The sequence below is a fragment of the Halobacillus amylolyticus genome (genome assembly GCF_022921115.1).
GTDB classification, from domain to species: domain Bacteria; phylum Bacillota; class Bacilli; order Bacillales; family Halobacillaceae; genus Halobacillus_A; species Halobacillus_A amylolyticus.
Window position 1 is genome coordinate 2,979,524 of the sequence record NZ_CP095075.1, and the last position, 19,099, is coordinate 2,998,622.

Below are 19,099 nucleotides of genomic sequence, written 5' to 3' on the forward strand. Positions count from 1 at the left end.
ACATGGGAGTAGTGTTCTGAAACGGAGCTTTTCAGAAAAAGGAGTAGTGTAATTATGGAACAACAAGACAAAATGTACGACTTAATCGGGGTGGGAGTAGGCCCCTTTAACTTGAGTCTGGCCGCACTCTTAGATGACATAGACAGTGTCGATAATCTTTTTTTCGAACAAAAAGACACCTTCGATTGGCACCCAGGTATGCTTATAGAAGGCACGAAAATGCAAGTCCCCTTCATTGCAGACCTCGTAACCATGGCCGACCCAACCAATAAACACAGCTTTCTCAACTACATTAACGAAAACGAACGCATGTACCAATTCTATTTCTTACAGCGACTTGACATCCCACGACGTGAATATAATGAATATTGCCAATGGGTCACCCGCAGGCTCCCTAGCTGCAAGTTCGGCCAACGCGTCACCGGCGTACACCACATCAATGACAATGAAGAATACTTCAAAGTAGAAGTACTCAACCTCGCTACCAACCAAACAAGCGAATTTAAGTCACGGCACCTCGTTATGGGCACAGGCTCCGTTCCTGTTATGCCAAAGTCGTTTAAGGACCTCCCTGCTGAAGACGTGTTCCACACAGCAGATTTCCTCCCTAACCGAGAACGTTGCCGAAACGCTAAGTCAATTACCGTCGTTGGCTCCGGTCAGAGCGCCGCCGAAACCTTCCGCGAGCTATTGAAAGAACAGCAGGATTACGGTTACAGGCTCGACTGGATTACCCGCTCATCAGGCTTCGCTTCGATGGAAGAGTCCAAGCTGAGCCTCGAGCACTTTTCACCAGATTATGTGAATTACTTTTACCAATTGCCGCAAAAGCAAAAAGACGAGATTTTTGCTACACAAGGGTTATATTATAAGGGAATCAGTAATCACACGATTAATGACATTTACAATCTCTTATATGAATACTCTGTAGGCTGTGACGAGCTTGATGTCGGACTTCAGGTGCTAAGCGAAGTGAAGAATATTAAGCCTAGACAAGACAGCAATGGCTATGAAATTACCTGTTATCACACGCAAAAAAAGCAAGAATTTACACACGAAAGTGATGTTGTGATTACGGCAACCGGCTACAAGCCTAATGTGCCAGACTTCGTTCATTATTTAGGCGACTTTCTCGAATGGGATGAAGAAGGACGTTATAGGGTTGAAGCGGACTATCGACTGAAGAAAACAGATGACTCAACAAATGAAATCTATGTTCACAGCGGGATTTCTCATACGCACGGTGTTGGTTCAACCAATCTTGGTTTGTCGGTTCACCGAAATAAAGTAATCATTAATCATTTGATGGATCGTGAAGTGTATTCGATCCCGCAAAAAAACATCTTCCAAAACTTTGGACTATAAATAATGGAGAAAAAGGTCAGCTTCGGCTGGCCTTTTTTTATGTCAGTAAACGCTTATGGGGTGTCTGAGGTTATAAAAGCAGTAATACAATTGCACGAAATTGGTGGGGAATTGCACGAAATAGAGCCATAATTGCATATATCCAAAAAAAGAAGGCCCATTTGCGCACAATCCCGATTTCATGCTCAGTCTTCCCCCCTTAAAGCCGAGAAAATTCAGAAACTTTCTCATAACCTATTGACATTTTGCACGTAAAAAGGAATAATAGCATAATTATACGGTGTTATTAATAAATATACATTTATATACGAAAGGAGCCGGCAGATTGAAAATAGGAATCGTTGGAGCCACTGGATATGGCGGAGTAGAGCTTTTTAGATTGTTATCCTCACATCCTTCTATTCAGTCCATTACTTTATATTCTTCCTCGCAAGCAGGGGAGAACGTGAACGAGATATACAGCCATTTGAATACGATACAAGATCAACTGCAGCCATTAGAGCCAGAACATATGAAGGAAGAACTGGATGTCATTTTTCTAGCTACACCTGCTGGCGTGTCAAGCGAGCTAACCCCAGACCTTATTGGAAAAAAAGCGAAAGTGATCGACTTATCCGGAGACCTTCGCCTCCTAAGCCAGGATTCTTATAAACAATGGTACAAGAAAGAGGCAGCTCCTGATTCAGTGGTTCAACAAGCGGTTTATGGTTTGCCGGAATGGAACAGGTCAGCGATTAAATCAGCGAAAGTCATTGCAAATCCCGGATGTTTTCCAACTGCTGCCTTGCTGGGACTTGGCCCTTTGATAAATGAGAGGCTGTTAGATCCAAGCCGAATCATCATTGATGCGAAGACGGGAGTGTCTGGTGCGGGGAAAAATCCAAGCGCGATTACTCATTTTGCTCATACACAGGAAAATTTGCAAATTTACAAGGTCAATCAGCATCAGCACATTCCAGAAATTGAGCAACAGCTTACGATTTGGAATGAAGCAGTATCGCCTGTCACCTTTTCCACTCATTTGATCCCGATGACGAGAGGAATTATGGCAACGATGTACGGAGAGCTGACAAAGGATGTATCCGCTCAACAGCTGCATGATTGTTACCAAGCCTATTATGGCGAACATCCTTTTATTAGAGTTAGGAAACAAGGGCAATATCCTTCCACAAAGGATGTTTATGCGTCGAATTATTGCGATATGGCTATAGCCGTTGATGAGCGTACACAGCGAGTAACGATTGTTTCTGTAATTGACAACTTAATGAAAGGGGCGGCGAGCCAGGCTGTCCAAAATATGAATCTAGTAATGGGGATAGAGGAAACGACAGGGCTCCTTCATGTTCCTGTTTATCCATAATTATCGAAAGGGAGAGATCGATTGATGCAAGCAACGGAGGCATACACGATTGAAAAGGTGGAAGAAGGAACGATTGTAACGCCTGTAGGGTTTACGGCGGGTGGCCTGCATAGTGGCCTTAGGCGTGTGAAAAAAGATTTCGGCTTACTTATGAGCGATCAGCCTGCCTCCGTCGCAGCTGTTTATACGCAAAGTCATTTTCAGGCACCTCCCCTTAAAGTAACGCAAGAGAGCATCGCCGCTTCAGGTAAACTGCAGGCTGTTGCCATTAATAGTGCCATAGCGAACGCCTGTACAGGTGAACAGGGCCTTGCAAATGCCTATAAAATGAGAGAACTGATCGCTGATCGCTTCTCTATTCGAAAATCATACGTGGCTGTCACCTCAACGGGTGTAATAGGGGAACAGCTCCCGATGGATAAAATCACTTATGGGGCTCAGAACGTGTATGCAACAAAGGATGGGGCCAACGATTTTCAACAAGCGATTTTGACAACAGATACAAAAGAGAAGAAGACTTGTTATCAGCTGATTATCGATGGTGAAACAGTGACGATCGCAGGGGCAGCGAAAGGGTCTGGAATGATTCACCCTAATATGGCTACGATGCTCGGGTTTATTACGACAGATGCAACGGTTGAATCTGAATACTTACAAACTGCTCTAAGTCATTCGATTGAAAAATCCTTTAATCAAATTACGGTCGATGGGGAGACGTCCACTAACGACATGGTGCTTGCTCTTGCGAATGGCAGCATCGCAAATAATTCCCTTACACCACAGCACCCGGATTGGCCAGCTTTTCAACAGGCGCTTCAGCTTGTTTGCGAGGATTTGGCAAAGCAAATTGCAAAGGATGGCGAAGGGGCAACGAAATTAATTGAAGTCAACGTAACAGGTGCCGCTTCAAATGAGGAAGCAAGAATTATCGCCAAGAATGTTGTCGGCTCGAACTTAGTGAAGACGGCCGTGTATGGAATGGATGCCAACTGGGGGCGGATCGTCGGTGCCATTGGCTATAGCGAGGCCAAGGTTGATGCTGATCGATGCAGCATTTCCATTGAAGATCAGCTTGTTTTCAGTCAAGGCACCCCGTGTCCTTTTTCAGAAGAGCAAGCGAAACAAGATATGAGTAAGGAAAAAGTGACGATTGCGATAGGACTCAATGAAGGTGATGGATTGGGAACGGCTTGGGGGTGCGATTTGACGTATGATTATGTCAAAATCAACGCTAGCTACCGAACGTAATCAGAAGCCTGTTGTGGTGGTGAAACTTGGTGGGAGTATGCTTGATCGATTGTCGAAAGACTTTTACCAAAGCTTTATGGAGCTGCGCAAACATTATCACTGTGTCATTGTTCATGGCGGGGGCCCGGCGATCACGTCGATGCTTGACCGGCTGAAAATTGAATCCGAGTTCCATGAGGGTTCTAGAAAGAGTACGAAAGAGATCCTTGAAGTGGTTGAGATGACGATGGGTGGAAAGGTGAACGCGCAAATCACTTCGAAGCTTGGGCGCCAGTCGATTCGGGCAATTGGTATAAAGGGATCGGATGCATCGTTGTTAACGGCTCGCTTGATTGATCAGGAGAAATGGGGATATGTCGGAGAGGTGGAACAGGTAGAAACAGATCTGCTGCTCCGCTTACTTGAAGCAGATTACCTGCCTGTCCTTGCCCCACTTGGAAAAACCCAAGACGGGCAAACCGTTAATATTAATGCAGATCTTGCAGCGGCAGCTGTAGCCAAGGCTATGAATGCTGAGAAATTATTGTTTGTAACAGATGTTCTTGGAATAATGCGTCAAGGTGCTGTCATGGAGGAAACTACGCCAGAAGAGATCACTTCACTGATTGAAAATGGCTGGATATACGGCGGAATGATTCCGAAGGTGCAGTCAGCTGTAGATGCGCTGTCTGATCAGCTTGAGGAAGTGATGATTGTCAGTGGAGAACAGCCACTGATTCAGAAGAACCAAATGGTCGGGACGAAGATTCGATCAAAGCGAAAGGAGGGGATCGAATGAGTTTATTTCCAACCTATAATCGATTTCCACTGACACTCGTGTCGGGGAATGGAACAACAGTCATGGATGATCAAGGGAAAGAATACTTGGATTTTGTTTCAGGTATTGCCGTGTGCAACCTGGGCCACCGACCTCCAGCCGTTCAACAAGCTATGGAGGAGCAGCTTAATAAATTGTGGCACGTATCGAATTTGTATGAGATCCCTCTACAACAGCAAGCAGCAGAGCTCCTAACGAACGTGACAAATTTAGATTATGTGTTCTTTTGTAATAGTGGAGCAGAGGCGAATGAAGCAGCGATCAAGCTGGCACGAAAACATACAGGCAAAGAGAAGATCATCACCTTTAAGCACTCCTTTCATGGCCGAACTTTCGCCACGATGAGTGCAACAGGGCAAGATAAAGTTCATAAAGGCTTCGGAGCATTGCTGCCGACGTTTGAATACTTGCCATATAACGACGTGGAAGCACTAAAATATCTCCAAGCTGATGATGCAGCGGCCATTATGGTTGAGGTCATTCAAGGAGAAGGAGGCGTCGTAGCAGGAACCACTGCTTTTCTTGACGCCGTTCAGAAAAAATGTCAGGAGATCGGTGCTTTGCTCATTATTGACGAAGTACAAACAGGAATCGGCCGTACAGGCGCACCTTTTGCGTATCAGCATGCGGAACTAGATCCTGATATTGTAACCTCCGCAAAAGGCCTTGGGAGCGGCTTTCCCGTTGGAGCAATGATCGGAAAGGAACCACTAGCTAACTCCTTTAATCCAGGTTCACACGGTTCAACATTTGGAGGAAACCCACTCGGTATGGCTGCCGTGAAAGCGACGCTTGACACGATCTTTAATTATCATTTCCTAAAGGAAGTGGAGGAACGAGGAACCTTTTTTCAAAAGGAATTGCAAACGCGGCTGCTTCCTTTGGCACCTGTTCGTGAAATACGCGGCCAAGGATTAATGATTGGTATCGAAGTGAACGTACCAGTTCCGGCCATCATTGAGGAGCTGAGGGAGCAAGGCTTACTAGCCGTCCCTGCAGGAGCTCAAGTCGTACGCCTATTGCCACCTTTAAATGTGTCCTATGAGGAACTCCAAACAGCAGTCCAGCAACTTGAATTCGTACTCAAACAAAGCAAGTACACAACTCAAGCGAAAGCTAATGTTGAAAATACAACCCATTAATATAACAAAACAGAGCGGTGAGCCCGCAACCCATAAATAATAACGTACAGCGAGGTGTTTAGCTATGCAAAAAGGATATCTTACCTTACAAGACGGTCAACAGTTTCAGGGCGAAGCATCTGAAGATTGGGCTGACCCCATTGAAGGAGAAATCGTCTTTTTCACCGGTATGACTGGATATCAAGAGGTGTTGACAGATCCATCCTATCAAGACCAAATCGTCGTCTTCACCTACCCGCTAATCGGGAATTACGGCATCAATGAAGATGATTTCGAAAGCAGCAAACCACAAGTGAAAGGTGTTGTCATGCTTCAATGCGCTGATACAGCGTCACATTACAAAGCGACGACTTCACTCAAAAAATATCTTCAAAAAGCAAGTGTCCCTTTTTTAACAGCCGTCGATACTCGTGAAGTTACAAAAGCGATCCGCACAGGAGGGACCCGCCAAGCAGCACTGGCAACGACACCAGCCAAGCCTGAAGGTCTTCCTGGCAAAAAGCAGATTTACCAGGCTAAAGGCGAGAAAATAAACACCTACGGCCAAGGGACCGAACACATCGTGTTAATCGACTTTGGCTTCAAACATTCGATTTTAACCCGTCTTTTAGAAAAAGGTGCTCGCGTGACGGTTGTTCCATTCACTGAAATCCATGCGATAGATGAACTCAATCCAGATGGTGTCGTTCTCTCAAACGGTCCAGGAGATCCAAAGGACACCGCACCCTTTTTGCCAAAACTGAAGACCGTACTTGAATCTTATCCGACACTAGGCATTTGCCTCGGTCACCAAGTGATTGCCCTCACATTTGGGGGGGATACGAAAAAGCTTTCCTTCGGTCATCGTGGAGCCAATCATCCTGTGAAAGATCTCGAAACAGGGAGAGTGTTTCTAACCTCACAAAACCATAATTACGTTGTGGATGAAGACAGCCTGGAAAATATAGCACTCCACCCCTGTTTTACCCATGTCAATGATCAGTCAGTAGAAGGGCTGAAACATGAAAGTTTGCCGATTTTATCTGCACAGTTTCACCCGGAAGCGAAGCCAGGACCTGAGGATGCACTATGGTTATTCGATGACTTTTTCGAGCTAGTAACAACAACGAAAGGGGAGAAAGCCTATGTCTAAGAAGATTCTTGTGATCGGATCAGGGCCGATTGTGATCGGGCAGGCGGCAGAGTTTGATTACTCTGGAACCCAAGGTTGTCTCGCCCTCAAAGAAGAAGGATACAATGTTGTACTTGTTAACAATAATCCGGCAACGATTATGACGGATAAAAAGATGGCAGATGCCGTTTATTGTGAACCACTTACGGTGAACAGTATCGAAGCCATTATAAAAGAAGAAAAACCAGATGCCTTACTTGCAGGACTTGGAGGACAAACGGCCTTAAACTTGGCGGTCGAGCTTGATAAGCACGGTATTTTAGCAGCTCACCAAGTGGAGCTCTTAGGTACGAGTGTACCCTCGATCCAGCAAGGAGAAGACCGTGAATTATTTCGTGAGCTGATGAGCGAACTTAACCAGCCTGTTCCCGAAAGTGAAGTAATTGTAAGCGTGGATCAAGCTGAAGACTTTGCTAAACGTGTAGGATATCCCGTCATTAGTCGCCCGGCTTATACCCTTGGCGGACGCGGAGGCGGGATTACCGATAACGAAGTGGAGTTAAAAGACCTGATTCAAAATGGCCTGAAAGCGAGCCCCATCGGTCAGATTATTATCGAGAAAAGCATCGCCGGATTTAAAGAAGTTGAATATGAAGTGATGCGCGATAAGAATGGCACATGTATTTCTGTGTGTAACATGGAAAACTTTGATCCCGTTGGTGTCCATACAGGTGATTCCATCGTAGTGGCCCCATCACAAACACTAACAGATCAAGAATATCAAATGCTCAGAACAGCGGCGTTTGAAATTATTTCTGAACTTGAGGTGATTGGCGGCTGCAACGTACAGTTCGCTCTTGATCCAAACAGTCAGCAATATTATGTTATCGAAGTCAATCCAAGGGTAAGTCGTTCCTCTGCACTTGCATCCAAAGCGACCGGCTATCCGATCGCTAAAATGGCAACAAAAATAGCTCTTGGCTATACCCTGGATGAGTTGAAAAACCCGCTGACTGGAACAACATACGCAAGCTTTGAGCCAACACTCGATTACGTTGTCGTTAAATTCCCAAGATGGCCGTTCGATAAGTTTCCTCAAGCTGACCGTAAGCTTGGTACGAAAATGAAGGCAACGGGTGAAGTGATGGCGATTGATCGTACACTCGAAGGCGCTTTTCAAAAGGCTGTTGAATCACTTGATCAGTCGATTCCAGCACTTGACCCTAACAACCTGATGACACACTTGAAACAGCCAACAGATCTGCGCTATTTCGCCATTTTAGAACTGCTTCGTCAAGGGAATACGGTGGAACATATCCACAACGAAACAGCGATCGATCTATTTTTCTTAAACATTCTGAAAAACCTTGTGCACATGGAGCAATCGATTCAAACGTACACGAGTGAAACCTTGCCAGCGGAACTTTTGCAACAGGCAAAAACCTATGGATTTACTGATCAGTCGATCGCCAAGCTGATCAAAGCGAACGAAGAAACCATCACACAACTAAGGCAAAATTACAATCTTTATCCGAGTTACAAGATGGTCGACACCTGTGCCGCTGAATTTGAAGCGGCCACCAATTATGCCTATGCTACCTATTCAGGCATAAACGAAATCGAGCCGCTCAAATCCGACAAAAAAGCACTCATCATCGGCTCTGGACCGATCCGGATCGGCCAAGGAGTCGAATTTGACTACAGTGCCGTCAAAGCCATCGAAACACTGCGAGAGCTTGGCTGGACGACGATCATGATTAACAACAATCCAGAAACCGTCAGCACCGATTACGAAACTGCCGACCGTCTCTATTTTGAACCAATCAATAAAGAAGTCATTGAAGGGATCGTCGCACACGAACAAATCGATCACATCTACACCCAATTCGGCGGCCAAACCGCGATCAACATTGCAGCCCAACTTGAAGAAGCCGGACTGCCACTTGCCGGTGTCACGGTGGATACGATCGCCCAACTTGAAGACCGTGATCAATTTTATTCACTATTAAAAAGTCTTGATATTCCGCACATTCCCGGGGCGATGTGCCACACGATAGAGGAGGCCTTGCACGCAGCAAGCTCCTATACGTATCCACTCCTGTGCCGCCCATCCTACGTCATCGGCGGCCAAGGCATGGTGAAAGTTAACAGCGAACATGAACTAAAGGCGGCTCTTGCGGAAACAGAAGCCCGTCACTATCCAATCGTGCTTGATCAATTTTTAACAGGTCAAGAAGTGGAGGTGGACTTGGCGGCTGATGGAGAGCACATTTTCATTCCGGAAGTGATGGAGCACGTTGAGCCATCAGGGATTCACTCAGGCGATAGTATGGCTATTTTTCCATCAACCATCAATGAAAACGTGAAGGAAACGATCAAAGAATATGCTCGTAGAATGGTACAGCATGTCTCGTACAAAGGCATCATGAATATTCAGTTTCTCTTAACTGGAGACACGGTTTATGTGCTCGAAGTAAATCCGCGTGCCAGCCGTACGGTGCCGATCGTTAGTAAAGTCTCAAATATTTCCTTGATCGATCTTGTGACACGCATTCTTGCCGGCGATGATTCCCTTCAAATAAGTAAACTACCACAGCCGGAATTTCAGCATGTGGCAATCAAATATCCACTATTCTCTGATCATGCTTTACCAGAGCTTGATCACAAACTGAATGCTAATATGAAGTCAACCGGTGAAGGCATGTGCCTTGGGCAGACAGTCCAGGAAGCATTGGCGAAAGTGTTCGAGCATCTGCCACACTTTTATAAGAAAAATGTTTGCTTTATGGAAACCACCTTTGCACATGAAGGGCTACCGAATGAGCTCAATTTCTCAGAATGGATCCAGACAAAAGACGCGAGTATATATGTAAATGATCAGCAAACAGTGGAAGCGAAGGAAAGAAGAATCCAAGCATTGAAATACGGGATTACCGTTTTCAGTCAAAAGGAAACTTTTGAAGCTTATATAACTTCACTGCATTCAAATCCGTATAGACCAACCCCATTACCCGGGGTTTCACGAGAAGGAGTGCAACTAGGATGAATTTAATGTATGAAATGATGAACCACACTTACTCATTAAAGGGCAAAAACGTCAATACATGGCTCGACTTTTCCCAATCCGATATATCTGGGCTGCTCGCGCAAGCGCAGCATTTAAAGGAGAATCCCCATAACAACATCTTAGCAGGAAAAACGCTAGGCATGATTTTTGAAAAGTCGTCCACGCGTACCCGTGTCTCCTTTGAAGTGGGCATGTTTCAAATGGGCGGCCATGCCCTTTACTTGAACTCCCGGGACATTCAAATCGGTCGTGGCGAAACGATTTCGGATACAGCGAAAGTCTTATCAGGCTATGTCGATGCCATCATGTATCGCACGACATCACATGAAAAACTGCAGGAGCTTGCTGAGCATGCTACCATCCCTGTCATTAACGGGCTGTGTGACCAGTATCACCCCTGTCAGGCGCTGGCAGATATTTTCACAATCCTTGAACTGAAAGGCAAATTAGCCGGAATAAAAGCCGTTTATGTCGGTGACGGCAATAATGTGGCCCATTCGTTCATGATCCTAGGGGTGCTGATGGGCATGGATATCGTTATCGCTTCACCGAAAGGATATGAACCTGACACAGAAATCTTAGCAAAAGCCAAGCAAGTAGCAGTAGAAAATAACGGGTCTGTTGTTGTAGAACATGAACCCATCAAGGCTGTTGAGGATGCAGATGTTGTGTACACAGACGTTTGGGCAAGTATGGGGCAAGAGGGGGAAGCAGAAGAACGCATGCAAGCATTCCAAGGATTTCAAGTCAATGATGAGCTATTAAAAGAAGCTAAAGCAGATGTCCACTTTTTACACTGTCTGCCAGCACACCGTGAAGAGGAGGTCACCGCAAGCGTCATTGACGGTACGCGATCTGCTGTTTTTCAACAAGCTGAAAACCGCTTGCACGTACAAAAAGCAATCCTCCAATCTGTGATTGGTTAAGATAGGTGAACAAAATACAGTGAAAAATCCTCACCCGCGCGGGGTGAGGATTTTTACATGAAGAACGCTAGTGCTAAATAACCTAAAGCTGCCACACCTGCTGCCATCAAGCCCGGCTTCAACTTAAATTTGGCGTACTCAATCGTATTTAAGTTCAAAATCCCGGCTGTCGTATTTGTATCGTCGCTTAAAGGGGAAGCGAAGGCACCGAACGTTCCACTCGCAAACACGGCACCAATAACAACGGGGAGGAAGCTGCCTGCCGTTACCGCAATGGAAAGAGCAACAGGCATCAAAATCCCCCAGGCGCCCCACGCTGATCCAATAAAATAGGCGAGTCCACAACCTAGAACAAAAATAACAACAGCAACATATCCAGATGGAATCCAATTGAACCAGGAGGAGATTGTTTCCGCAAAGCCAAGCGCAGCTGTGCCCTTACTCAATCCCCACACCATTGCGAGCAACAAAATAACTCCCATCATCTCGTTGCCGCCCTCAATCAACTCTTTCATCTGTTTGCGGAGCGGTTCTTTAGAAAATTTCAAGTACACGACAAACCAAATTAGTGTTAAGACAACCGCTAAGACCATGGCACCCAGCACATTATCATTAATTAAGGCTTGGAATCCGGATTTTCCTTTTTCAACTCCGATCGCATACATGAAGGCAAACGTAAGGATAATGACACTGGCAAGGGGAATAATCAAATTCCAAGGTTTTGCCGGAAGGTCTTTTTTTACGGCGGGGTGACAATCCTCCCATTTATCATCCTGTTGGTCATCCTGCTGGTTGTCGCCTTGTTTATTTTTATTCTCCGCATCCGTTGCATTTTTCTTCGAACGATGAAAGAAACTTAAATAAAATCCGAGAAGCAGCATCGCAAAGGCAAAGAAGTTAAAGGGAATGCTTTGTAGAAAAAGGGTATAGGGGTCCCCAGATGTACCGGCCTGATGAATGGACAGCTCAACAACCGAGGTCATGTAGCCTACAAATGCTGTCGCAACAGGTATAACAGCCACGAGTGGCGAGGCCGTCGTTTCAATAACAAAACCAATCTCCTGTTTTGTCATCGGAATTTTCTTGCGCATCGCCTTCATCACAGGTGCGATCGTCACAATACGAAAACTCGGTGTACTAAACGTTCCCACTGCAGACAACCATGACAAAATAAACGCTCCTCGCTTATTCTGTACTTTTTCTGTTGCTGCCTTCACAAAACCTTTAATTCCCCCTGACATGCGTACAAGGCCAATCATGGCGGAAAAAGCGTATAGGAAGATGATGATTTTTAAATTATTTTCATCTTGAAGCCCTTGAATGATGAACTGGACAGAAGTAAGCATTCCATTTAGCCAGTGAGGCTCTGCTAAATATCCGGCAACAATCACGGCAAATAGTAAGCTCGGAACCACCTGCTTTGTCCAAATTGCCGCAATAATTACGACAACGAAAGGAATAATTGATAACCAACCCATTGTGGCACCTCTTTCCGTTGATAGATCATTTTTTTAGCATGGATGAAGAAGGTGATTTGTATGCATAATGAATGCAGGAAAACCTGGGGATAAGTGTGAGTACTCAAGTAGGAGGTTGTCCACATGTGGATATATTTCACAAGATTGTAATGTAAATGGGGATAAATTAAGGCGTAAATAGCACGTAACTGTTACTTATGTTCAATTTTATTCATCGGTTGTGGATGGGGTTGTTTAGGAGGAGCTTTTGCACAGGCTTAATCAGGTTTTACTATCGAAATCAGATAAGTTAGAATAATTTTGAGTTAAGTTCGAATCCAGGAGAAAAGGGGGAGAATCAATACAAATTAGGGAGGAATCTTTATTATTTAGTCAGAATCCTGAAGAAGGTTTTCTGGAATTGTGTTAGATGGGAAGTCTGGCATCTGTGGACATATGAATGATTTACACTTATCCAGGAAGACAAAAATATAGCTGGAAGCAATCGATATTTGCATCGCTCTCCAGCCAGACTCTTAATGCTCATTAGGATAATCACAAAACTCGATGATCGTTCCTTCTGTATCTGCAGGATTTAAATAAATTAAGCGTCGACCATGTTTATTTGTCCTCCTGGTGTCCTCCATTACACGAATATTTTCATCTTTTAGCGAAGCAATAGCCTCATCAAGGTGATCAACCTGGTAAGCAACGTGGTGAACACCCTTTCCTTTTTGCTTAATAAAACGAGCAATGGGGGAAGTGGTGTTATTTGTAGGGCATAACAGCTCTGTTCGATTTCCGTCAATATCCATGATCGCAATCTCGCTTTCGACTCCCTGTGCTTCACTGCGGTAACGGTCAATCATCGTAGCCCCTAATATATTTTCATAAAAGTCGATGCTCTCCTGGAGCTGTCGGACAGCCACTCCAATATGGTCAAATTTTTTATTCATTCTGTTCTACTCTCCTCGTTCGTTTGCCACTTACATTTTATCACAATCAACCACACATTTAGTTTTAAAAGGTTTCAAGCAAAGATAAGCGGGATCAGGAATAATAACGAGTGGTTAGCTTAATTTAAATCTGCGCATTTTTAAATTTTTTAGTCGAAGTGAGACAAACTAAGGGCAAAGGAGGTTATCATATGGGAAAGAAAGCTAAAAACAAAAGTAAAGAAGATATAAATGCCTTGAAGAGAGAAAAAGGTGAAAAGAAAGAAAATGGGACAAATAGTCACCCCTAATTAAGAGGAGAGACTTTTTTAATAACAAAATTATGGTATCTGTCCCCGGTGCTTTACCATACCGGAGACAGATACCATTGCTTATATTAATATAGAAGGTTGAGGGGATGCTACCGTGGAAATGATCACCCTGTGGTGTTTGCACATATTGGGTTTGGTGCTTTTCATATTTGCGTTAAGAAAGCCACCGCGGAAAGATTGGTTGTTAATGTTCTTGATTAGCGCCTACTTTGCCATTATATTGGGCGTCATAGTCGTGGAGGAACATCTCCTTACATATCCCGTTTCGTTATTCAAACACTTCCAATCGAGTGTTCTGTTTGAATTTCTGTTATTCCCAGTTTTATGTACCTATTATTATCAAACGTCCTACTTTACTGGCGCATTCGGTATCATTTGGCAGGCCGTTGTATTTAGTGGTGTTTTGACGATCATTGAATTTTGCTTGGAAAGATACACAGATCTAATTAGATACCTACAGTGGGATTGGTATTATACCTTTACAAGTGTTTTCTTATTTATGGTCAGTGTTCGTTTTTTAATGTGGTTAATTAATTATAGAGTAAGGAGCATTGCAGAATAAGTAGCATTTAAACGTGATATAAAGTACCTTCTTCATCCACTTCGCGCGCCCCATAACGAATAACATTCATTACTTGGTCAAGTAAGAAAATCCATGGTTTCTCCAACTTTTTCAGGGTTTTTTGGTGTTGCCGCTCTCTCTTTTCATGTATTTATAATAAGATATCACCATTAATGTAATGAGGAAAATTTTTGACTTTGCTAATTCCAATTGAAACATTTGCTGTTCCTATTCGTAGTAACAGTAAATGAAGGATCTGGAAGGGAAGATTTTGTAGTGTATTTCTATGGAATCGAACCAATAGACATGATTAGGTTGGTTGTTCTCATTGCAGTGTTCGTAAGTGTATTTTTAATTCTCCATACGTTAGTGAGAAAATGGCTAGGTTTGAAAAAGAAGAATGGGTTTAACAATCATTTCATCAATGATACTCATAGACGAGGGGTATGGTTTATGAGTATCGTGTTTTTAGTTGTCTTCTTTTTCTTTAGAGCAGCGTACCCTTATCTTTCTCTCTTTTTTACTTGGGCACCATTTGTCTAAACGTTTGTTCTTTTAAGTTTTCGTGCATTTATGGTGTGGAAATACGCAGAGAATTCTAGATGCTACATCCTTACTTTAAGTGACCTTGGCCTTTTTATTATAAGCGTACTCTTGATTAATGAGTTTCTCTAGTTATTTATAGTAAGCGGCCTGAAGCAAAACCTGTCTTATACTTATTGAATTAAAGCTTGTAAAGGGAAGTGATTTGTATAGACACAAGAAAAAATAAAGAGAGTAAATGGGGCTGGGTAGCTGACCTTCTAATTTCTATTCCAGAACTCTTGGTCTATGTTATTAGAATGATCCTAAAAGGCCTTATTACTGTAATAAAATTCTGGAACTAATCACATCTTCTATTTTTTAAAGTATGACAACGTCGGTCTCTCTTCATAATAACTATGAAAGGAGGCTATAAAATGGGAAAAGATCGACAAGAGAAAAAGTTAAAGAAGTCAAACAGGGTTGAGTCTGACCGTGATCAAAGCTTGGATTATCCTGGGGCTACTCAAATGGAAAGTGCGGAACAAGCGCGTAAACGGAATAAGTAAACAGAGCTTTGTGGATAGGCTCGGTTGTCTTTAAATGACAGACAAGATGCGAAAAAATCTGTGGCAGGACCTACCTGCTACAGATTTTCGTATCTTATCTTCTAAAGCTTGTTTCTGTCTCCTTATCAGCCTGAAGTGGGTTTCTTTTACCTCTTACTACAAAATTGGCATGCCATGGCGCTGAAATGCAGCAACTTCTAAATCAGACATTCCTTGAACTTCAGCAAATGCCGAAATCTTGTCCGAAACTTTAGGTGCATACTGTGCTGGTGGAGCGGCGTGTCCCATTTGTCTTCTGCGACCGGCATTCTTACGTGCGAATGGCCCCCAAATCGCGAAAGTTAAGCCAGGGCTTTGAATATTTACGAAAAATGTATTTCCTTTTGTGGAGAAGGTAGGGCCAGCCAGTTCAGAGCCGTTGATTTTATTTTCCGAAAAGACGTAAGTTTCGCCCTCAGGTGTAACCCCAATGATGCGATCAACCCCGCCGCCATCTTCAGAAATCCATAAATCTCCCCATGGAGTGATACAGATATTATCGGGCATCTCTAAATCATTAGCTGACGTTGATTCATAAAAAAGTTCTAATGTATTGGTCGCTGGTATATAGCGGTAAACGCGTCCTAAATTTTTTTCACCTGCTGAAGTATCGTCAAACCAGAACACACCACTTTCAAAATAAGCACCTTCTAAGCGGCTGAAAGAAATACATCCTTTACGACCTGCCTCAAGGGTAGGTTTTTCCGGATCAACATCCTTCCAAACGATTCCGAGTTTTTGTCCGGTATAAAAATCGCTTGTACTAGCTGCGCTCATTTCTTCCATAGCTGCGGCTTGCAATGTACCCCCTTTTTGAAGGGCGCCAATCTTTTGACTGCGATCATTTGGAAGAAACCGATAAAGATAGCTTGGACCGCCATCTTCTGTCAGGTAAACAATCCCTGTAACAGGATCTATGGCCGTTGCTTCGTGTGAAAAAGCACCCATCTCCCTGATTGGAGTTTTTGAGGTCTTATTTTCTGGATCATGAGGGTCGACTTCAAAAACATAGCCATGACCTTCCTCAAGCGTCTCTTCACAGGTTAACCAAGTTCCCCAGGGTGTCGTCCCTCCAGCACAATTTCGAATCGTCCCTGAAGACGAGACGTACTCACTGCTTACTTTGCGATTGGCTCCTACAACTAAAGCTGTAGTTCCACCAGTGTTATCTTTGTGATATGGATTTTTACCAATGACAGGATACTTTGGATTGCCGCTCAATTCATGATTACGTACTAAAACAGTTGAATTGTGCGGCCCATCGAATGCTGCCATACCATCAAAGTTCTCCGGTATAGGACGGCCATCTGAAAGTTTACCGCCTTCCTCTGAGATAATGCGATATTGGAATCCCCGTGGGAGATCGAGGATTCCACCAGGGTCTTTTACTAAAGGCCCATAGCCACTTAACGATTTGGACTTCTTTGGTGAGGCTAGTGCACTATTTCCACCGAGGGAAAGAATTCCTGATGTACCTAGTGCCATGGCTGCCGTGCTCATTCCGCTTACTTTTAGAAAATCACGCCTGTTCATATTAGATTTGTCGCTCATTAAAAGATGCCTCCTTTGATAATGTTGAGGTGAATCTATTAATAAGCTAGCAAATTTGTTTTAACTAGATGTTTGATTATTGTGAAATTATTGTTAATAAGTTGAATCATCTGAAAGTAGACTTAAAGTTAAAATATGTATGGTTAGGGATTTGGGGGAAGATATGGAGGATTCAAGGTCACTCGCATCGTTTCGATTTGAAATGGTTTGACATGCCTCACCCTGCTATGGGGGAGAGGACTGTCAAATTGAAGTTATCCTTATTTCACTTGTAATTCATCTGCGATATTTTGAACGTTCTTTATCGCTTCAGTGATATTATTCGCTTGAACGGTGATTTTACTGTTATCTGGGTATTGCTTGGCATTGTGGTCGTAAAGAGGGTCATAATAATACTCCAGCAGCAATTGAACCGCTGAATAAAATTCTCCATTTTCTAAATGGCTTTCAATCTCATTGGCAATCGGCGTGTGGATTCTTTTTTTGATGATCCGAAAGGCTTCGATACATTCCTCTTGATGATTCCAAGGTTGATAGTCTTCTAAGATGTTCATAATCCTCTCATTTATAGGTAAGTCGATAAATAGTTGTGTTCCTTGTTCCTTTTTATTAAATAGAAAATCAGGGAGAACTGCTTTTCCAATGCGTTTGCTTTCCCCCTCTAACAAGACATATGGCGATTGTTGGTAACGCAATAGATCTTGCACGAGAAGTGATTCAAATTTCTTCTGGTTATTTGGCTCGAGTCCGATTTGGCCAAAGATGGATCCCCTGTGATTCGCCATTTTTTCTAGATTAAGAACGGGATATCCTTCTTTCTGCAGATGACGTAAAATGGTGGTTTTTCCGGATCCTGTATATCCGTTGAGAGCGTAAACTCTTGGTTCGAATTCCAGCTGTTCCAGTGTATGAACGACCCATTGCCGATAACTTCTGATCCCACCTTCTAAGCGATAAACGTGAATTCCCATTAAATCAAGGACAGTAGCAGCAGTATTACTACGCATCCCGCCCCGCCAACAAAAAACAGCTTTCCGTGTATCAATTTGATTGAATTTCTTGATAAACTGTGGGAGCTTAGCTGAAAAAATTTCAAGTCCCCGCTCCCTTGCAGCTTGTGAGCTCACTTGTTTATAAAGGGTACCAACTTCGGCTCTTTCCTCATTATTAAATACAGGTATATTTAAGCTGCCGGGAATCGTAGCATCGTTATATTCGGACGGGGAGCGGACATCGACAAAGGTAATCTCCTCACTATTTTGTAAAGTGAGTAATTTATTTAGCGTGATATCTTGATACATTTTTTAATCCGCCTTTCGCAAAACCTTAGTTAATATTAAGGTAACGGCACATAGTAAATCGAACATCAACACAGGTTTGGTTATACTACTATGAAAAAGACCCCTCACTGCCAAACAAAGCACTTGAGGGGGTATGTTTAATAATCAACCAAAAGATATATCTGGTGAGTTATGGTAGAGATTCTGTGGGCGTCACGTCTTGAGATGTCTACTAAAATAGAGACAGAATAGGAGATTAATAGTGACGCTCAAAACCCCTTTATTATGCTATTATATCATAGAATCTCTCACTAATTGAATATCGGGGGTTGAAGAGCGAGCCCTTGATGGAGACACATTTGTAAAACCTTCTTATATGAGCTCATCTTGGGATAGAAATAGCCTTTACTACGAAGTAAGAAATGATACTCAAACTGGAAGTGCTTCAGGAAGATCTCTTAGTAGCGATACTTCTTGTAAAGAGGTTTAGTTTGGAATATCGGTACATCTTCGTTTCCTAGTGCTATTCAACTTTAACGTATTCTAACTATATAGATGGAGGAAATTACCCATTTCTTTAATCCGATGGTTTAGCTGCCAGTAATAATATTGGTTACAGTATTATATCTGATGTGTATACTTACGGTACACCCTGAGGAAACAGGTAAAAAGACTATAGGACCAAGGGTAAAATCTTCATTCCGGGTTGTTCCGCAAACGGTTCATATAATGGGTTGATTTCTTGCAAAAGTTATGGAAAATAAGGGCAGGATTGTTGAAGACTCAGTTTCGGGAATAAAGAATGAAAAGCTCAAT

14 protein-coding genes and 1 pseudogene are annotated in these 19,099 nt (G+C 43.3%); 11 read left to right on the plus strand and 4 right to left on the minus strand.

The genetic code is table 11. The features are described from left to right. Nucleotides 1–54 precede the first annotated feature (54 nt). From MUO15_RS15360 to argF, 8 genes are all read left to right on the plus strand, one after another. Entirely contained in the window at nt 55–1,365 is a 1,311-nt protein-coding gene (locus tag MUO15_RS15360; protein WP_245030480.1) for a lysine N(6)-hydroxylase/L-ornithine N(5)-oxygenase family protein, read from the plus strand. A gap of 325 nt (nt 1,366–1,690) precedes the next feature. Beyond that, nucleotides 1,691–2,725, plus strand: a complete 1,035-nt coding sequence (gene argC, locus MUO15_RS15365; RefSeq protein WP_245030482.1) for an N-acetyl-gamma-glutamyl-phosphate reductase — start codon at nt 1,691–1,693, stop codon at nt 2,723–2,725. 24 nt (nt 2,726–2,749) lie between these two features. Then, nucleotides 2,750–3,973, plus strand: coding sequence for a bifunctional ornithine acetyltransferase/N-acetylglutamate synthase (argJ, locus tag MUO15_RS15370; RefSeq protein ID WP_245030484.1), 1,224 nt, complete (start codon nt 2,750–2,752; stop codon nt 3,971–3,973). Further along, the gene (gene argB, locus MUO15_RS15375; protein ID WP_245030486.1) at nt 3,936–4,751 is read left to right on the plus strand and encodes an acetylglutamate kinase; all 816 of its coding nucleotides are present in this window, start codon (nt 3,936–3,938) and stop codon (nt 4,749–4,751) included. Before argJ ends, argB begins: the two co-directional genes overlap by 38 nt. Continuing rightward, entirely contained in the window at nt 4,748–5,932 is a 1,185-nt protein-coding gene (locus tag MUO15_RS15380; protein WP_245030488.1) for an acetylornithine transaminase, read from the plus strand. The genes argB and MUO15_RS15380 overlap by 4 nt, the downstream gene beginning before the upstream one ends. Nucleotides 5,933–5,996: 64 nt before the next feature. Next, nucleotides 5,997–7,064: a carbamoyl phosphate synthase small subunit gene (locus tag MUO15_RS15385; protein ID WP_245030489.1), complete on the plus strand. Its 1,068-nt coding sequence runs from the start codon at nt 5,997–5,999 to the stop codon at nt 7,062–7,064. Beyond that, nucleotides 7,057–10,089: a carbamoyl-phosphate synthase (glutamine-hydrolyzing) large subunit gene (locus MUO15_RS15390; protein ID WP_245030491.1), complete on the plus strand. Its 3,033-nt coding sequence runs from the start codon at nt 7,057–7,059 to the stop codon at nt 10,087–10,089. Before MUO15_RS15385 ends, MUO15_RS15390 begins: the two co-directional genes overlap by 8 nt. After that, nucleotides 10,086–11,036, plus strand: a complete 951-nt coding sequence (gene argF, locus MUO15_RS15395) for an ornithine carbamoyltransferase (RefSeq protein ID WP_245030493.1) — start codon at nt 10,086–10,088, stop codon at nt 11,034–11,036. The genes MUO15_RS15390 and argF overlap by 4 nt, the downstream gene beginning before the upstream one ends. Nucleotides 11,037–11,089: 53 nt before the next feature. Here argF and MUO15_RS15400 read toward each other — a convergent pair whose 3' ends face one another. Beyond that, nucleotides 11,090–12,514: a Na+/H+ antiporter NhaC family protein gene (locus tag MUO15_RS15400; protein WP_245030495.1), complete on the minus strand. Its 1,425-nt coding sequence runs from the start codon at nt 12,512–12,514 to the stop codon at nt 11,090–11,092. A gap of 515 nt (nt 12,515–13,029) precedes the next feature. Then, complete coding sequence (locus MUO15_RS15405; RefSeq protein ID WP_245030497.1) at nt 13,030–13,449, minus strand: VOC family protein; 420 nt, start codon at nt 13,447–13,449, stop codon at nt 13,030–13,032. 411 nt (nt 13,450–13,860) lie between these two features. Here MUO15_RS15405 and MUO15_RS21805 point away from each other — a divergent pair, with 411 nt between their 5' ends. The 3 genes and pseudogenes from MUO15_RS21805 (at nt 13,861) to MUO15_RS15410 (ending at nt 15,413) form a co-directional block, all read left to right on the plus strand. Then, nucleotides 13,861–14,322 carry a CBO0543 family protein gene (locus MUO15_RS21805; RefSeq protein WP_305853291.1) on the plus strand — a complete coding sequence of 154 codons (462 nt, stop codon included), beginning with the start codon at nt 13,861–13,863 and terminating at the stop codon, nt 14,320–14,322. 306 nt (nt 14,323–14,628) lie between these two features. Next, a pseudogene (locus MUO15_RS22210) lies at nt 14,629–14,997 on the plus strand (DUF4181 domain-containing protein). Between the two features lie 284 nt (nt 14,998–15,281). After that, nucleotides 15,282–15,413: a YpzI family protein gene (locus MUO15_RS15410; protein ID WP_245030499.1), complete on the plus strand. Its 132-nt coding sequence runs from the start codon at nt 15,282–15,284 to the stop codon at nt 15,411–15,413. Nucleotides 15,414–15,569: 156 nt separating this feature from the next. Here the strand turns inward: MUO15_RS15410 and MUO15_RS15415 are convergent, their stop codons facing one another. Together MUO15_RS15415 and mnmH are read right to left on the minus strand one after the other, a co-directional pair. Continuing rightward, nucleotides 15,570–17,003: an alkaline phosphatase PhoX gene (locus MUO15_RS15415; RefSeq protein ID WP_245030501.1), complete on the minus strand. Its 1,434-nt coding sequence runs from the start codon at nt 17,001–17,003 to the stop codon at nt 15,570–15,572. A 260-nt stretch (nt 17,004–17,263) separates the two neighbouring features. Continuing rightward, nucleotides 17,264–18,304, minus strand: coding sequence for a tRNA 2-selenouridine(34) synthase MnmH (gene mnmH, locus MUO15_RS15420; protein WP_245030503.1), 1,041 nt, complete (start codon nt 18,302–18,304; stop codon nt 17,264–17,266). Nucleotides 18,305–19,099: the final 795 nt, after the last annotated feature.

What these genes read in the sequence shown, in the direction of transcription:
- MUO15_RS21805 (WP_305853291.1), top strand. Translation starts at nt 13,861, where the DNA reads ATGATCACCCTGTGGTGTTTGCACATATTGGGTTTGGTGCTTTTCATA.
- MUO15_RS15380 (WP_245030488.1), top strand. Translation starts at nt 4,748, where the DNA reads ATGAGTTTATTTCCAACCTATAATCGATTTCCACTGACACTCGTGTCG.
- mnmH (WP_245030503.1), bottom strand. Translation starts at nt 18,304, where the DNA reads ATGTATCAAGATATCACGCTAAATAAATTACTCACTTTACAAAATAGT.
- MUO15_RS15415 (WP_245030501.1), bottom strand. Translation starts at nt 17,003, where the DNA reads ATGAGCGACAAATCTAATATGAACAGGCGTGATTTTCTAAAAGTAAGC.
- argJ (WP_245030484.1), top strand. Translation starts at nt 2,750, where the DNA reads ATGCAAGCAACGGAGGCATACACGATTGAAAAGGTGGAAGAAGGAACG.
- MUO15_RS15410 (WP_245030499.1), top strand. Translation starts at nt 15,282, where the DNA reads ATGGGAAAAGATCGACAAGAGAAAAAGTTAAAGAAGTCAAACAGGGTT.
- argF (WP_245030493.1), top strand. Translation starts at nt 10,086, where the DNA reads ATGAATTTAATGTATGAAATGATGAACCACACTTACTCATTAAAGGGC.
- MUO15_RS15385 (WP_245030489.1), top strand. Translation starts at nt 5,997, where the DNA reads ATGCAAAAAGGATATCTTACCTTACAAGACGGTCAACAGTTTCAGGGC.
- MUO15_RS15405 (WP_245030497.1), bottom strand. Translation starts at nt 13,449, where the DNA reads ATGAATAAAAAATTTGACCATATTGGAGTGGCTGTCCGACAGCTCCAG.
- MUO15_RS15360 (WP_245030480.1), top strand. Translation starts at nt 55, where the DNA reads ATGGAACAACAAGACAAAATGTACGACTTAATCGGGGTGGGAGTAGGC.
- MUO15_RS15400 (WP_245030495.1), bottom strand. Translation starts at nt 12,514, where the DNA reads ATGGGTTGGTTATCAATTATTCCTTTCGTTGTCGTAATTATTGCGGCA.
- argB (WP_245030486.1), top strand. Translation starts at nt 3,936, where the DNA reads ATGATTATGTCAAAATCAACGCTAGCTACCGAACGTAATCAGAAGCCT.
- MUO15_RS15390 (WP_245030491.1), top strand. Translation starts at nt 7,057, where the DNA reads ATGTCTAAGAAGATTCTTGTGATCGGATCAGGGCCGATTGTGATCGGG.